Source organism: Wolbachia endosymbiont (group A) of Cephus spinipes (assembly GCF_964026895.1).
GTDB classification, from domain to species: Bacteria; Pseudomonadota; Alphaproteobacteria; order Rickettsiales; family Anaplasmataceae; genus Wolbachia; species Wolbachia pipientis.
The window spans coordinates 1,429,434-1,445,443 of record NZ_OZ034713.1; the positions used below are offsets into that span (position 1 = coordinate 1,429,434).

At 35.0% G+C, this 16,010-nt stretch carries 16 protein-coding genes; 6 read left to right on the forward strand and 10 right to left on the reverse strand.

Going from position 1 to position 16,010, the window contains the following annotated elements:
- Position 1 precedes the first annotated feature (1 nt).
- Positions 2-2,545: an AsmA-like C-terminal region-containing protein gene (locus AAGD59_RS06815; protein ID WP_265027893.1), complete on the forward strand. Its 2,544-nt coding sequence runs from the start codon at positions 2-4 to the stop codon at positions 2,543-2,545.
- A gap of 54 nt (positions 2,546-2,599) precedes the next feature.
- On the opposite strand, the gene AAGD59_RS06820 is transcribed toward AAGD59_RS06815, so the two are convergent.
- The 3 genes from AAGD59_RS06820 to AAGD59_RS06830 form a co-directional block, all read right to left on the reverse strand.
- The gene (locus tag AAGD59_RS06820) at positions 2,600-3,793 is read right to left on the reverse strand and encodes a phage portal protein (RefSeq protein ID WP_015589331.1); all 1,194 of its coding nucleotides are present in this window, start codon (positions 3,791-3,793) and stop codon (positions 2,600-2,602) included.
- A gap of 235 nt (positions 3,794-4,028) precedes the next feature.
- The gene (locus AAGD59_RS06825) at positions 4,029-4,292 is read right to left on the reverse strand and encodes a type II toxin-antitoxin system RelE family toxin (RefSeq protein ID WP_080717643.1); all 264 of its coding nucleotides are present in this window, start codon (positions 4,290-4,292) and stop codon (positions 4,029-4,031) included.
- A complete protein-coding gene (locus AAGD59_RS06830; protein ID WP_012673333.1) occupies positions 4,268-4,501 on the reverse strand; it encodes a DUF6290 family protein in 234 nt (77 codons plus the stop codon). Before AAGD59_RS06830 ends, AAGD59_RS06825 begins: the two co-directional genes overlap by 25 nt.
- A 251-nt stretch (positions 4,502-4,752) precedes the next feature.
- Between AAGD59_RS06830 and lipB the strand changes: the two genes are divergently transcribed.
- Together lipB and AAGD59_RS06840 are read left to right on the forward strand one after the other, a co-directional pair.
- A complete protein-coding gene (gene lipB, locus AAGD59_RS06835) occupies positions 4,753-5,370 on the forward strand; it encodes a lipoyl(octanoyl) transferase LipB (RefSeq protein WP_141456645.1) in 618 nt (205 codons plus the stop codon).
- Positions 5,370-6,395, forward strand: coding sequence for an LD-carboxypeptidase (locus AAGD59_RS06840; protein WP_015589333.1), 1,026 nt, complete (start codon positions 5,370-5,372; stop codon positions 6,393-6,395). Before lipB ends, AAGD59_RS06840 begins: the two co-directional genes overlap by 1 nt.
- 343 nt (positions 6,396-6,738) lie before the next feature.
- On the opposite strand, the gene terL is transcribed toward AAGD59_RS06840, so the two are convergent.
- The 5 genes from terL to trmD all read right to left on the reverse strand — a co-directional run bounded on the left by terL (position 6,739) and on the right by trmD (position 12,163).
- Positions 6,739-8,202 (reverse strand): phage terminase large subunit, encoded by a 1,464-nt coding sequence (gene terL, locus AAGD59_RS06845; RefSeq protein ID WP_265027894.1) that lies wholly within the window; start codon positions 8,200-8,202, stop codon positions 6,739-6,741.
- 751 nt (positions 8,203-8,953) lie between these two features.
- A complete protein-coding gene (locus tag AAGD59_RS06850; protein ID WP_141456644.1) occupies positions 8,954-9,751 on the reverse strand; it encodes a phosphoribosylformylglycinamidine synthase subunit PurQ in 798 nt (265 codons plus the stop codon).
- A 6-nt stretch (positions 9,752-9,757) separates the two neighbouring features.
- Positions 9,758-11,008, reverse strand: coding sequence for a phosphate ABC transporter permease PstA (gene pstA / locus AAGD59_RS06855; RefSeq protein ID WP_015589336.1), 1,251 nt, complete (start codon positions 11,006-11,008; stop codon positions 9,758-9,760).
- Positions 11,009-11,091: 83 nt separating this feature from the next.
- The gene (gene rplS, locus AAGD59_RS06860) at positions 11,092-11,469 is read right to left on the reverse strand and encodes a 50S ribosomal protein L19 (RefSeq protein WP_006279489.1); all 378 of its coding nucleotides are present in this window, start codon (positions 11,467-11,469) and stop codon (positions 11,092-11,094) included.
- Positions 11,453-12,163 carry a tRNA (guanosine(37)-N1)-methyltransferase TrmD gene (gene trmD / locus AAGD59_RS06865; RefSeq protein ID WP_007549279.1) on the reverse strand — a complete coding sequence of 237 codons (711 nt, stop codon included), beginning with the start codon at positions 12,161-12,163 and terminating at the stop codon, positions 11,453-11,455. The genes rplS and trmD overlap by 17 nt, the downstream gene beginning before the upstream one ends.
- A gap of 74 nt (positions 12,164-12,237) precedes the next feature.
- Here trmD and purC point away from each other — a divergent pair, with 74 nt between their 5' ends.
- On the forward strand, positions 12,238-12,960 hold the full coding sequence (purC, locus tag AAGD59_RS06870; protein ID WP_015589337.1) for a phosphoribosylaminoimidazolesuccinocarboxamide synthase: 723 nt from the start codon (positions 12,238-12,240) through the stop codon (positions 12,958-12,960).
- Here purC and purM read toward each other — a convergent pair.
- The gene (gene purM, locus AAGD59_RS06875; RefSeq protein WP_007549277.1) at positions 12,957-13,994 is read right to left on the reverse strand and encodes a phosphoribosylformylglycinamidine cyclo-ligase; all 1,038 of its coding nucleotides are present in this window, start codon (positions 13,992-13,994) and stop codon (positions 12,957-12,959) included. The genes purC and purM overlap by 4 nt on opposite strands.
- 133 nt (positions 13,995-14,127) lie before the next feature.
- Here purM and AAGD59_RS06880 point away from each other — a divergent pair, with 133 nt between their 5' ends.
- Both AAGD59_RS06880 and AAGD59_RS06885 read left to right on the forward strand, forming a co-directional pair.
- Positions 14,128-14,421: a hypothetical protein gene (locus AAGD59_RS06880; RefSeq protein ID WP_006280049.1), complete on the forward strand. Its 294-nt coding sequence runs from the start codon at positions 14,128-14,130 to the stop codon at positions 14,419-14,421.
- Between the two features lie 14 nt (positions 14,422-14,435).
- Positions 14,436-14,780 (forward strand): hypothetical protein, encoded by a 345-nt coding sequence (locus tag AAGD59_RS06885; protein ID WP_233395610.1) that lies wholly within the window; start codon positions 14,436-14,438, stop codon positions 14,778-14,780.
- A 66-nt stretch (positions 14,781-14,846) separates the two neighbouring features.
- Here the strand turns inward: AAGD59_RS06885 and AAGD59_RS06890 are convergent, their stop codons facing one another.
- On the reverse strand, positions 14,847-15,665 hold the full coding sequence (locus tag AAGD59_RS06890) for a transporter associated domain-containing protein (RefSeq protein WP_007549273.1): 819 nt from the start codon (positions 15,663-15,665) through the stop codon (positions 14,847-14,849).
- Between the last annotated feature and the right edge of the window lie 345 nt (positions 15,666-16,010).

Genomic DNA, 16,010 nt, shown 5'->3' on the forward strand with positions numbered 1-16,010 from the left:
TATGAGACTTTCTTTATATGCTATATTATCAATCTCACTGCTATTAATTCTCATGCATGTTGCTGCAACTTTTAAGGATTGGAGTGGCTACAGGAAATATATCATAAAAGAGTTAGAGAAGACGTATGATGCTAAAGTGCATATTGGGGGAAAAATTAAAGTTTCGTTGATTACCCCAAAGCTCACTATTTATAATGTATACGTACAATACAACGAAAATAAAGAGCAAAAGTTGTCAGATTTAATTAGTGTAAGAAAAATTGAAATAAGGCCATCGTTCCTATCGTTGTTTTTATTTTCGTTGCAACCAAAGTCAATCACATTGTTTGGCATGAAAAGCAACAAAGAAAATTTACTTAATATTATAAATACAAACGCCAGTGGTAACACAGTCGATATAGTAATAAAAGACAGCCAAGTAAGTTTCAAGAATGATTTCGCTGATATTGTTAACATAAAGGAAGTTGCTGTAAAAAAAAATAAGCAGTTTTTTGGTAAAGTAAAGGTAGGTGATAATAATTACGATTTTTCAGGAAAGGTTAATATCACAAAAAGGAATGTACACATTAGTGTTGAATCAAATTTTGTAAATTTGCTATTTACAGGTAATAGAAATCAAGAAGAACTCCAGGGTAATTTAACATTAACAATTAATAACAGTTCCGGTTCTGTGAGTGATTTAGCAAAAATCATTAATCTTAGCTTTCTCTCTTGTGTTATTCCTAGCGAAAATATCAAGATATCATCCAATATAAGTCTTAATGAAAGTGAGTTTACGGCAACTGACTTAAAAATTGATTCCAAAAGCATGCAAGCCAGCGGTACAATACAAAATGATAGAAAAGGCAATCACACTAATTTCAATATTAGCTTCAGTAAAGTTGATTTAGATTCCATACAAAATGATTCACAAAGAACAATGAATATGAAGGATCTTCTGGAATGTTTTAGAGCAGTTGTGCCAAAGAACTTGAGCTTAAATTTTAATATGGAAGCTTCTAACATTCAATATCAAAACAAAATATTGGACAATTTCCGTGCTGTACTAAAATCCACTGATGGCAAAGTAAAAGTTAATACGCTTCTTAAATTTCCTGGAATCAATAATATATCTTACTTATCAGGAGAGATCTCAAACAATAATGTCCTATCTGAATTCAACGGTGATTTATTAGTCGAAGGAAATGATTTTGAGTCATTCATTTCATGTTTTTTCCCTTCTATAAAGATGAAAGAAAACCAGAAAAATCAATTTACACTAAGTTCTAAACTGCACCTTGCACCAAGAATATTATCTATCTCAGACATTAGACTGCTAAATAATAAGGAATCCTTGCAAGGGTCAATTAGAGTAAGCCATACAAAAAAACACAATGTGGTCAATGGTGAATTTAGCATGCATAATCTTGATGCAGATAAATATGATCATTCATTATTTAGCAGTTTACCTAAAATGCAATGGCTGAAAAATTTTCAGTATGATGCAAATATAAAGGCCCGTGTTAATAACCTTACATTGAATGATACGAAAATTAAAAATTTGGATTTTTTGCTGAAAATGGAAAAAGGTAAGCTAGTTGCAGATAAAATAAAACTATCTGGAGAAGATTTCGATATTACCGGTAATGCAAAAATATTAGCAGATCAAAAATACGCCAAACCTTTATTAGATGTTAACCTTACGGGCAGTAAATTTAATGGAAATATCTTTAAATTACCGAATTTAGTAGAGACGAAAAGAAATTCAAGAAATGAGATAGATCAAATTCAATGGTCAACAAAGCAGCTTGATTTTTTGGATGATAAAGAAGGCTTTGATGCAAATGTGCAAATCAATACTGCAGAATTTAAAACCGAGCAGAATGTTTTAAAAGATTTTAATTTGGATGCGGTAATGAGAAACAACACTATCACTATCAGGCAGGCAAGTTACGTATTAGAACACGGGCAAGTGTTTTTTCAGGGTTATTTAAGATCAGACTCAATAAATACAAGGTTTTCTATTGTAAATTTGGACACTAAAAAGATTGGTAAGGTTATAGGAATTGACAATGTAAATGGTCAGGTAAGCTTAAATGGTGAAATCAAAACTCAAGGAAAAAGTTTTCATGATTGGGCTAGTAACTTATCAGGAGATGTAAACTTACAAGCGCAAGGAATAGAAGTTACTAATGTAGATTTCAATTCATTTATCACTAATTTGTTAAGCAGTAAGAATAAATCTGAAATTTCCACACTTGCTTATGTTGATATATATAACGGTAAAACATCTTTTGAAAATATTAGCGGAAAAGCAAGTATTAAGAGTGGTATATGTTCAACTAGTTTACAATTCGGGATTGATCAAGCATCAGGGTCAATCTCTTCTAATTTAACCTTATCTAACTTCGCTTTAGCTTCTATATTCAGGTTCTTTTTCATACCACCAAATTATAGTAATCCAATCTATATCGATATGCATTTGGATAGCCCTATTTGGCGTCCTAAGATGAGTTTTGATGTAGACCAAATCTTCACCGCTCTGGTTGGCAAGAAAAATAGTTGATTTACTTAGGCGTACGGTTTAGGAGACAATGAACTCATCTGAACGGGTACAAACTTAACCTAACTCATCACCACCTGGCAGTGGTGGCAAGCCAAATGCTTCTCTCTTTTCGTTGAGCGTCATGAAGCTTGCGTTTTCTACGTATTTCCACAACTTTTGTCTCTTTTCCATGAGAATCTCTATTGCATCTTTGTCGTACGACAAGCACAGATCTTCACCAAATTTTGGTGTTAGCCAAGAATTCAGGTGACAGATAATATTTTCTAGCGTTGGTAAAACCGTCTGTTCCCAAAGGGACAAGCGTGCTTCGACTAAATTGCTATAAGTGTTATCACCTGGTATGCCAAGCAACTGCGGCGGAACGCCAAAAGCCAGGGCAATATCACGAGCTGAACTGTGTTTGGACTCAATAAAATCCATATCCCTTGGTGATAAGCTCATTTCTTTCCACTCCAAGCCTCCTTCAAGCAATATCGGCCTCCCAGCATTGACAGGACCTGAATAATGATCATTTATCTGTGCTTTTAAGCGTTGGTACTGCTCTTGACTTAAACTTCCACCACTTCCATCTTTTGCTGATTTTACAACTATTGCACCACTTGGTCTTGCTCCGTTTTGCAACATCGCTTGATTCCAAGCACCAGCCTGATTATGCTGATCTATACTATATGCAGCCGCCTCAATTGGTGATAACCCATACCAATCATTCAAAGGGTTAAAGGTCTTTAGGTGCAACACTGCTGAACGTCCGGTTAGTTTATCAACTTTAAAGTCATAACTGTTGTTATTTATGGCATAACGATAGTTATAAGGAACGTTATTTCTCCCTGGAACAATTTCAACCCTATCGGGGCGCAGAAGATAAAGCTCTGTTGGTGGTTTTCTATTGTTCTGCGACTCAACCATCAATATATAAGAATTGCCGTTAACTAACCGATAAGTTACAATCCCCTCAATAAATTCCGATTTTGATGTCATTGGATTAGGAGAATAAAGTAATTTCAGTAATGGATGGGCTTTTAGTTGCGATTTTCCCTGTTCAGTAAGCTGGCAGAGAGTAAGAGGTACCGAAGATGCAGCACTTGCAATCATATTGATTGCTCGAAAGGCAATAACATTTTTTATGTAACCTTCCTCAGCAAAACTTACATAATCACGCTTACTCCAACTTGGCTCCATCATTAGTTGCAAAGCAGAATATTTAGTAAATACTGCGCTTTTTTTTCTTTGAAAGATGTTGAAATTCATATGTGCCTCCTAAAAAATTGAATTTGTGGTAGAATTATATCAATTGGTGTCACAGGAAGGATATACTAACGTACGAACATTATGTTTGAGAGCAATCTCTACACAGTAGTTAAATGGCAGGCACAATAAGGGGTAGCAAAAAGAATGAGCTTTTTTTTTGAGCTGAGCGAAGCCACCTAAGGTAGAAAATGAATCAGGAAGGAGTAAAAATATATTTAATATTTATATGATGTACTTACTTATAAATATCTTTTCTGTGTCCTATCTCTGTGATAACCACTTCATATTTTATAATATTTACGGAATAGATAACGCGATAATCACCTACCCTTAATCTTCTTTGTCCTTTAAATCTGTAATATAATGGCTCACCAAGGTTAATGGGATCAACTGTAAGGCGCTTATTTATCGCATTTATGATCCTTAATCTTATTGTTTTTGGAAGAGCTGGAAGGTCTTTCTCAAGAACGCTTTCTATGAAGATAATATTGTATTCCAGTCTACATCCTCACTTCTAATTTTCTTCACACCTGAAACATTACGTCTAGCAGCACGCTCAATTAGTATTTTATCTTCCTCATTTTCAATTGCTTCTTGTATTAGCTTCTCTGCTAGTTCTTTAATGGACTTATTTCTTATTTTAGCCAGTCCAGCAAGACACTCTGAAATTTCGTTGTTGAAAGTTATGCTAAATTTTGAGTTTGCCATATATTTTACCTAAAATCTACTAATAATTATACAACATTTTTCTGAATTTTTCAATAAAAAAAGTTGCCTATACGTAAAGAGGACCTGTGTTGACAAATAATTAAACATTTGTCATGTACTATGTTTGTTAAGGAGAAATAGCACAGAAGTTAGTATTAAGTATATTAGGAATAAGAAAGGCTGCGCCCAGTGTCACACACTGGAATAACAGGAAAAAACGAACTGCTATACTAAAAAAAAAGAAATAGAATATGACAGAATGGCTAATATCTAATCAGCTTATTGATTATAACTGTGCTGTAAAATCCATGGAAGAGAAAATTCAACAAATTCACAATAATTCAGCAGACGAATTGGTATGGCTACTCCAGCACCCTCCACTTTATACTGCAGGAATCAGTGCAACAGCTGATGATATTGTTGAAAAACTATTTCCCATATATAAAACAGGAAGGGGTGGTAAACACACATATCATGGTCCAGGACAGCGCATTATATATTTAATGTTAAACCTTAAAAAAAGAAACAAATGCGATATAAAGCTATATATTAGAGATCTAAGTAAGTGGATCATAAATGTTTTAAAGCAATTTAATATACTTGGAGAGTTTAGAGAAGATAGAATAGGTATTTGGGTAAACCATAACGGAGTAGAAAAAAAAATTGCAGCTTTTGGTATCCGTTTAAGAAAATGGGTAACTTATCATGGCATAGCGCTTAACGTCTTTCCAGACCTCTCTCATTATAAGGGTATTATTCCTTGTGGACTGCAAGATTATGGCGTCACGTCAATGGAAGAACTAGGAGTGAAAGTTCCACTCTCTGAATTGGATGATATACTAAAAAAAGAGTTTTATAAGATATTTTAATGATTGTTTACCTTTTATATTTCATTCTCACTTTATGTGCTAACACAGGTATTCATGCAATCGACCAAGTTGATATTATTGCTCCTTCTTCGAAGGGAAAAGAATCAGATCTGACTACTATAAAAGAATATGTAGAAGCTTTGGATTTTAATCCCCATATTTCGGAGAAAATATATAGTAATGATAATCCATTTTATTCCAACTCTGATGAATTCAGAGCAAATGATTTGATTAGTGCACTAACTAATGACAGTAAAATAATTTGGTGTATCAGAGGAGGAGAAGGGGCTTCTCGGTTAATTCCCTATCTAGAAAAGTTACCCAATGATAAAAAAGAAAGGATTGCTCAAAACAAAAAAATCCTCATAGGCTATAGCGATATAACTGCCTTGCACACCTATCTACAAGCTAAATATAATTGGCAAACTCTTCACGGCACCATGTTGGAAATGATAGTAAATAACTCCATTTCTGAAAGCTCTGTTAAAAAATTGAAAGAGTTAATTCTTAACAAGCAGGATTCTATCAGATTTGATAAGCTAAAGATGATAAATAATGGCATTAGACTAAAAGATGGCAGATTAAAGTCTAAAATCATCGGTGGTAATATGACTTTAGTTGAAAACAGTATAGGAACTGTTTGGCAAATAAATGCGAAAGGTAAAATTCTATTTTTAGAGGACATAAGAGTCTACCCATACGCAATAGAGCGCAGTTTAGATCACCTAAAACAAGCTCACATCTTTGATGGAGTACATGCAGTAATCTTTGGGGATTTCGTTAACTGCTATAACGATAACCTTGTTGAAGTTGTAAAAGAAAGGTTTGCAAAAAGTGTTAACTTTCCTGTATTTACAATGAAAGGGGTAGGCCATGGACATACAAATGATCCTTTACCTTTTAACACTCACGCTATTATTAGCGTTCAAGACGAAAAAGAAGGTTTGTTTTTTATGGACGTGCAGAATTTAGCTAATCTTATAGCTAACGCGAGCTCTACGTCATGCCGCCGCAGTATCTCTTAGCCGCTAACACGTACTTAACCGTCATACCGCGATTCATTCGCGGTATCTCATCCGCTAACAAGAGATCCCGCTAACAAGTAGCGGGATGACGAATTGCTTAACCGTCATTCCGCCGCAGACCGTCATACCGCCGCGGTATCTCTTAGCCGCTAACACATAGCGGAATGACGAAGTTATCGTCATGCCACCGCGAACCGTCATACCGCCACGAACTGTCATACCACCACGAACCGTCATACCGCGATTCATTCGCGGTATCTCTAGATCCCGCTAACACGTAGCGGGATGACGGTTGTTAGGGTGTCATGCAAGTAGCTGACTACTTGGATCTGGTAGGCTTAAATCACAATGCCCGTAAAGCTGCGACCCTAGAGCTACTATCTCTCACCCACTGCAAATATTGCACGGTACTATCCACTTGATCATCGTGTCGAGTTTCAGGAAACATTAAAATCTCATACTCAAAATCGTTCAGCCATACTGCTTGGTGCGGCAGAAAAACCTTGCCAGACTCTATAATCGGAACAATTTGATAAAATCGAGTGAGTTTGTCATCATGTGGTACTATTTCGATAATTGGTAAATCACTGTTTGTCTTTAGCTCTTGCACCAATTGCTGACCACTTGTTTTTGCTTCGATTAAAATTGCGTGCGGTGTCCATCTTGCAGCTAGTGACAGAACTTGCTCTTTAAGCTTTGGATACTCAAGCTTTGCGCGATATACATCGAGTAAATAGAATTTATTGCCCACTTTTGTCCAGGTGGTGCAGACGCTAAAGTTGCTCATGCTGCTTGTTGAAACTGCAGTGTCCCAGCTCTGAGTGACATATGAGAGACTATCAGAAAAATTTCTATAGCGCTTCAGCCACTCTCGTTTAATTATACCACTTGAAAGTGGCAGAGGGTTTTGTTGATATTGTGCAGCAAAAGCGTAACTTCCAAGTTCAACCTTTATCATCTCAACTTCTTCTTTTCCTCCATCGAGGGGATATAGCAACTGACCTTCTTCTCTTGAGTATAATATTACGGGTGGTGTCATTCTAGCACTTGATGCTGTAATCCAGCTTTTGTACTCATTTGTAGTTACTCGGGTGACAGGAACAAGAAAAGGAGGCGCTGGCTTTTTGATTGAATAGATAATCTCCTTATTTTCAGATATCATCGGTAAACAAGTATGGTTCCATATGTTTTTCGGTTTGGAGAGAAGGTGTCCGGTCAAATCTTCCTGATGTAGCCTATGCATCACAAGAACAATTACTCCTTTTTTTCTGTCGTTGAGCCTGGTTACTAGAGTCTGGTCAAACCAATTTGTAGCACGCTTTCTAAACGTTTCACTCAAAGCTTGGGCGGGACTCAGTGGATCATCCACGATGATGAAATCACCACCTTCACCTGTTAACGTCCCTCCAACGGACGTTGCAATTCTGTATCCTCTCTGCACTGTTTGAAATTTGTATTTGGTATTCTGATCTTTGGATAGTTCTACCTCTGGAAACAGCTCTCTATACCAACTAGACTGCATTATGCATCTTGTATCGAGCGAGTGCTTTTCGCTAAGCAGCCGAGAGTAGCTTGCAACTATTATTCTTGCAGTTGGCTGATTTCCCAGTATCCATGCGGGCCACGCAACACTAGCGCACAGGGACTTCATTGAACGCGGAGGCATATTGAATATTATTCGCCTCATTTTGCCAACATTTGCCGCTTCAAGTCTGTCTGCTATGACTTTTATATACTGATAATCATTATACTCACACCCCGGCACCACCGTTTGAAAGCACAGTTCAATGAATTTTAGAAAGTTCATGATATAATGTTGAAACCAACGCGTGACGCTGGGATGACAAAAAAAGGAGCACTGAAGGCTATAGGTGAGACGTCGCGGTATCTCTAGATCCCGCTAACAAGCAGCGGGATGACGAATTACTTAACCATCATCTACACCGTCATACCGCGATTCATTCGCGGTATCTCAAAGCATAGATCCCGCTAACACGTAGCGGGATGACGAATTACTTAACCATCATCTACACCGTCATACCGCGATTCATTCGCGGTATCTCTTAACATAGATCCCCTACTATACCTTAACATAGATCCCGCTAACAAGCAGCAGGATGACGAATTACTATGCCGCCGCGAACCGTCATACTGCTGCGGTATCTCAGCCGCTAATAAGTAGCGGGATGACGGTTGTTGTTTAGCTATAAATATTAAGAAATTTACCAAATAAAAAAAAGGCAAAAGAAACCCTAGGGTAGCTAGTTATTCACTATCCATTTTTTAAATCGGCGTTTTTTGATGTTTTAAATGCTTTATAAGCGCATTTCAGCTTATATTAGGTAAAAACCTAGAAATTTTATAAAGACATAAGATGCACATAGTGCAAAAAATTAAACATGGGACGCCAGATACGTGAGTTTTTTTGTCATTTAATCTGTACAGAGAAGATAAATAAATAGCTTCAGTTTCATGATAAGGGGACTGGCAAGGCTTGTCAAGCAAGTTTTTTGCAATATCAGGGGATAATTTCGACCATAAATCCCTATCAATAAATTTTAACAAAAATACTTCAGTGCATTTTCAAATATAAGCATTCCATCACCATATTTTGGCATAGCCACTCCTAAACGTTTACATTTTTCTTTTTCAAGAGGCCAATTATCTTGCTGAGTAAAAAATATTCCCCTTTCTGGATGGGGCATTAAAGCCAATACTCTCCCACTTTTATCTGATAAAGCTGCCAGATCGTATGTAGATCCGTTTGGATTGTGAGGAAATTGTAGGTTAGCGTAGTTGCCATTTTCATCAATGTAACGTAATGCGGCGGAATTGCTCTCAATCAATTGGTTCAAAGTATCTTGATCCATAAAAAATTTGCCTTCCCCATGAGCAATAGGGAGATATAGTTCACTCAGGCCCCGTAGCCAAACAGAATTACTCTTTGAATTAACTCTCACTCTAATCCAACGGCATTGATAATTGCCTATATCATTATGGATTAAAGCTAGATTAGAGAACTCTGGAATTAATTTTACTAATATCTGACAACCATTACATATTCCTATAATCAGCTTGTCCTGAGATAAAAACTCTTGAAACTCATCCAACAAGTTGTTTTTAATGCGTAAAGCAAATGCATTACCAGCACCAGTGTCATCACCATAGGAAAAACCCCCTGGAATTGCAAGTATATTGCTTAATTTCAGTTCACCTGGATTATCTATGATATCGTTAATGTGAACGATTTTTACTTCAATATTACCAATACCAAGTTTTCTGCTGCATTCCATAAATGCAAATGCAGTTTCTTTTTCGCAATTTAAGCCATAACCAGATAGGACTGTGATTTTCATGAATTGCTAAAAATTAAAAAATTCGAATTTCCTTTTTACAAAATTTGCTACTAAATTTAACGCAAATAACACCAATAATAAAGCTATAATTGCGATAGCAGCAAGTTCAACAAATGCAATTTCAGGATTGCTTGACCATATGTATATTTGCACAGGTAGAACAGTTGCCGGATCGAAAAAGGACGTAGGTGTATCAGCAATAAATGCCACCATACCCATCATAAGTAAAGGAGAAGATTCACCTAAAATCCTTGCAATTGCAAGCACAGTACCATGTATTATTCTTGGTAACGCAATCGGTAAAGAGTGATCTAATATCACCTTGATGTGAGGTGCACCGAGCGCAAACGCTGCATCTTTTATCGTAATAGGAACATTCGCAAAGGCATTTTTTGTTGCAATTATAATATTAGGTAACATCATAAATGAAAGAGTCATTCCACCAACAAGTGGTGAAGAGCGTGGTAGCCCAAATATGCCAAGATAGAGAGTTAAGCCCACTACACCAAATATTATTGAAGGCACTGCAGCAAGATTATTTATGCTAATTTCTACAATATTAGTCATTAGCCTATTTTTAGGCATAAATTCGTAAAGACAGATGCCCGACATAATTCCTATTGGTAATGCTAATGCTAGGCACACTATAATTGTCATTAATGAACCGATAAACGCTCCTAAAATCCCTGCATTCTCAGGTTCACGAGAGTCAGATTTAAGGAATAAAGACTTATTAAAAAATTTTTTCACTCTCCTCTTTTCTTTTAGCCAATCAAGTAATTTAGCATAACGATCATTCAAATATTTATCTTTATTTATTGAATTAATTATACTTGACGCGGTAAACCAGATCTCATATTCACCACTATCTTTTACTTTCTTACGAAAAAATTTCTCTAGTTCTTTGTAAGAATTACGACTTAAAATTTCGTCACCGTCTTTAAAATCAGTTCCTCCAAACACCTTACGTAAAGAATCGTTGAGTAAGCCAATGGACTTATACCGCAAATCACTAGGATTACTCGCCAAAGTAAGATCAGCATTTATTTCAACTGGCAATAAAATTTTCGTTACTGTTAAGGCACTGTAAGAGTTAACTAATATACTCAACAATATACACACAGGACAGCCAAGTGAGATAACTAGTGCCGTGAAAGAACAAAAGCGTAGCGCTCTGTTCTTTTTATTTTTCCTTTTTATACGAGCATGTACACGCCTTGACTGAAGTAATTTAAGGAATTTTTTCTTTATACTCATTTATTTTTCCTGGATCCCATCGTCAAGCCCACAGCTGTACAAACGTCCAGTTTAATAACCGTTGATGTCATTCCCTATTGTATCTACTTAGATTTCTTTTTAACATAAGTAGTACGTTCTTTGATCCTTGCAGCTTTTCCAAATAGTTTGCACAGATAATACAGTTTTGCTCTACGAACCTTTCCTTTTCTTGTCACTTGCACTGAAACCAGTGCAGGAGAATAAACAAAAAACTGAGACACTATACTTTCTCCATGGCTAACTTTTCTGACTGCAAAAGAAGAATGTAACCCGCGGTTCCTTTTTGATATACATACACCTTCAAATATCTGTATACGTTCACTTGTACCGTCAACTACTTTAAAAGTGACCTTCAAATCATCGCCAGGACGAAATTCTGGTATTTCTTTAGCTAACACTTGCATTTGCTGTTCGTTAAATTTTTTAAGTAAATTTGTCATTTATCTCTCCACTCAATAATTCAGGCCTACGCTTTTTTGTTATAACATGAGACTGCTTCTGCCTCCAATCACTTATTTTTTTGTGATTGCCAGATAACAAAACCTCAGGTACTTTATATCCCTTCCACTGCTCAGGTCTAGTATATTGAGGATATTCAAGTACACCACCACCATAATTAAAACTTTCTTCAGTAATACTATCGGTATTATTTACTACACCTGGAAGAAGTCTAATGCATGCATCAAGAACCACCATTGCAGCTGGCTCACCTCCTGAAAGTATATAATCTCCAATACTTAACTCATAAGGAGTATACGCATCAATTATCCTTTGGTCAATACCTTCAAATCGACCACACAATATTGTTATATGAGGAAACTCTAATAATTCTCTGGCAATATTCTGATTAAACTTAGTTCCAGATGGAGTCATGTAAATAAACTTAGTGTTTTTATGAACAGAGAGCATACTATCTACTGCATCACCAACTACATCAGAACGCATAACCATTCCTGCTCCACCTCCATATGGAACATCATCCACAGTTGAATGTTTATCTTTCGCAAAAGAACGAATATTTATTACTTCAAGGTTCCATATTTTTTTTTCTAACGCTTTTCCGGCAAGAGAATAGTTCAAAAACCCCGGGAACATTTCTGGAAATATGGTTAATATTGTAACATTGAATGCCATTAAGGTTTATTTTAAGTTATTTGGGGCTATACTCTAAGAACAGTAAATTGATATAATATATAGTTAAATTAAACATGTCACTGAATAAAACGATATACGAAGGTAAAGCGAAAGCCATTATTGAAACTGAAGATTCATCAACTGTCATACAGCACTTTAAAGATGATGTCACAGCATTCAATAAGGAAAAATATGAAATTATTGAGGGCAAAGGAATAATTAATAATCATGTTAGTGCTTTTATCATGGAAAAGCTCGAAGAAGCAGGAATTAGCACGCATTTTATAAAAACTCTGAATGAAAGAGAACAGCTAGTCAAAAAGCTCAAGATAATACCTCTTGAGGTGGTAGTTAGAAATGTTGCAGCTGGCAGCTTTTGCAAACGTTTTAATATCAAAGAAGGTGAGAGGCTTGCATCTCCTATAATCGAGTTTTTTTACAAAAATGATGACCTAGCCGACCCAATGGTAAATGAAAATCACATACTGTATTTTGATTGGCTATCTAGCAAAGAAATGGATGAAGTAAAAACTACAACTTTAAAGATCAATGAAATCCTAACTGATTTATTCTCAAATGCAGGCATAGATCTAGTTGACCTTAAATTGGAATTTGGCAGATTGATAAATGACAGTACTAAAATCATTTTAGCCGATGAAATCAGCCCTGATAACTGCAGGTTATGGGATAAAAATACTTATAAAAAGCTAGATAAAGACGTCTTTCGTTTGAATTTAGGAGATTTAAAGGAAGCATACCTAGAAGTTGCAAAAAGACTGTCAGTAAAGTTAGGTTAACTAAATACTACTCTATCAAGTGGAGGGTTACATGCCTCATCAAGTTTTCCAATAATTTCAATTTTTTCTCCACGTTTTTGGAAATGATTTTTCACGTTTTGCATATTCTCAGAACTTACGATCAATACCATACCAATACCACAATTAAATGTTTTTAGCATTTCTTTCTTCTCTATTTTACCCTCCTTTGTTAGCCATAAAAATATATCTGGCCATTTCCAGGAATTAATGTCTATGTTTGCAAATAAGTTTTTTGGAAGAATTCGCGGAATATTGTCTACCAAACCACCACCCGTGATGTGCGCAATACCTTTTACTTGTGACATGATAGGCAGCAAAGAATCAACATATATTTTTGTTGGTTCAAGTAGTATTTCACTCCAAGATTTATTATTCCATAGAGATGTATCGTTATAATTTATACCTAAGCTTTTGAAAACATGGCGCACTAAAGAAAACCCATTTGAGTGAATTCCACTTGACTCTAAGCCAACTATATAATCACCTGCTTTCATCATACTACAGTTTGGAAGAATTTGCTTTCGATCAACTACACCAACCACAAACCCTGCAAGGTCATAGTGATTATTACCATACATTCCAGGCATTTCTGCAGTTTCCCCACCAACCAATGCTATTTTAGCTTGCTTGCACCCCTCTGCAATGCCCTTAACCACAGATAATAAAACATCTTTGGTCAAAACGCCTGTTGCAAAGTAATCAAGGAAAAACAAAGGCGTTGCTCCTTGTGCAAGTAAGTCATTTACACACATTGCAACTAAATCTATACCTATAGTATCATGTTTATTCACTTCTTGAGCTATCAACAGTTTCGTACCTACTCCATCAGTTGAGGAAACGAGTACTGGATGGTCATACTTCTTACTTAGTGCAGCAAAATCAAATAACGCAGAAAATGAACCTATTTCGCTGATTACTTCTTCTCTAGTAGTTTCTTGAGCAATAGGCTTGACTTCTTTTATTAACTTATTATATAGTTCAATATCTATTCCTGATCTGGTATAAGTATTCATAATCCTTTTATAAATTTTAAAATTGTTAATACTATATTAATGCCTTGATATAAAAAGTGCAACGAAACTTTCTCTTAATTGACTATTATATACTTACCAATATAGGGTAACTTAAATCATTTATAATTATCCAATGAACGAAAATACCAAAAACATACTGTTAATAACGGAACTGCTATCAGGACGGCTGCTTCATGACTTTGCTAACTCTATGAATGGAATAACGTTTGGCGTAGAAGAGCTTGAAGTAATAGATAAGAATGATGCTGATGCGCAGAAGGAAGCGTTGTTGTTTCTTAAAGAAAGCTCCGATGATTTAATATATAAACATAAAGTTATGAAGCAGGCATATTCTTCTTCAATGGATAATTATAGCTTTGATAAGACCAAATCTAATATCGAAAATTATTTATTAAAAAAAAAGTAAAGCTTACGTGGAAAATAGACGCATACTCTGCAAAAAATAAGGAAGATTTAATTGAAAAGATAAATAAGATAATTTCTAATATGGTGCTAACTATAGCCAGTGCAGTGGCGGAAGTTGAACTAGTATCTGTTTTACTGAGTCAAACAGAAGATAAAATGCTATTAACTATAAAAATTCTAAATGAACACAAACCAATAAGCAAATCATTAGTAGACAAATTAATCAAAAAAAATGACACTAATTTAAATACAAAAGATATTAATATCTATATGACCTCTTTATTATTAGAGTACTATAACACTGAAATGCATTATACTTGCGAAAATAATTTGCTGGAAATAGGTTTAACTATAACTTGAGTTGCATATTTGGTTATTACAACTTTTTCTTCGTGTCAAGGCATTCCCCGACAAGGGGTACCAAATCTAATTTTTGTAATCACTTAAGTCTAGTACTATTTTATTAATGTAGCGCTCATTTGCATCTTTGATGATAAACTTCATACCATTTTTATATTTAATGACTTCATCTACAGAAGGCACTTTACCAGCAATCGAAAGAATCAAACCACCAAGTGTAACATAGTCTTCTTCAGGGTCACGTAATTCTATTTTTAGATCCTCTTCTATATCTTTTATAAGAGCCCTTGCTGATACTTCAAACTTATTTTGAGACAATTCAGTAATGGTATATTCTGAATTTATTTCGTTTTCACTATCAATGTTTGGTATTAGTTCCTCTATAAGATCAGTCATTGAAATTAAACCATCAGTTCCACCATATTCATCCAATACGATAGCTAAGCATGATTTAGAAGAGTTCATCCTAACAAAAAGATTAGTTGTCTTCATCGAGGGTGGAACAAATATTACGCTTTGTATAATATGTTTCAGATTAAAATTTTTATCCCTATTAAAAATAACATCTTTTACATAAAAAAAGCCTATTACGTTATCAAAGTTATTTTTATAAATTGGTATTTTAGTGTGGCAAGTGTTTTTTATCTTCTTTATTATTTCACGCTCGCTTGACTCAATGTCTACTGCGCATATCTCTGTACGTGGAGTCATTATATCCATTATACCACAATCGCGGAATTTTAATAGACCATTAAATATATTAAGGTCTGGCAGATCTTTCATTAATGCCTCAGTCGCACACTTTTTCAACACAGAAGCTTTTTTGAAAAGGAAGAGAAAAATTCTATATGCTATTTTTTCTACTAAGGTTCTTTTTTTACTCAATTTATTCCCTGTAATGGCAAAAACGTTTTCAGATTAGATTTATCAAGAAAACTGTTATTAAATGTTTAATAAGCATGTGAATAATGTCAAATTAATTTGTGAATTATTTGTTGATATAAAATACCAACAATTGATCAACAACTTTTTCAACAACATATACATAGTTGTGTAACAATGCATGATGGTAAAGTATTTTCCATAAAAGAAAATTACTAACACTCTAAACACCTTACTTATACACATAAATCATAACAGAAAATCAATAATATACGAAAGTTACTCACATATTTATCCACAAGTTGAACAACGCCAATTTTTACTGAATTTTAAGTTAGTAACAAGTTA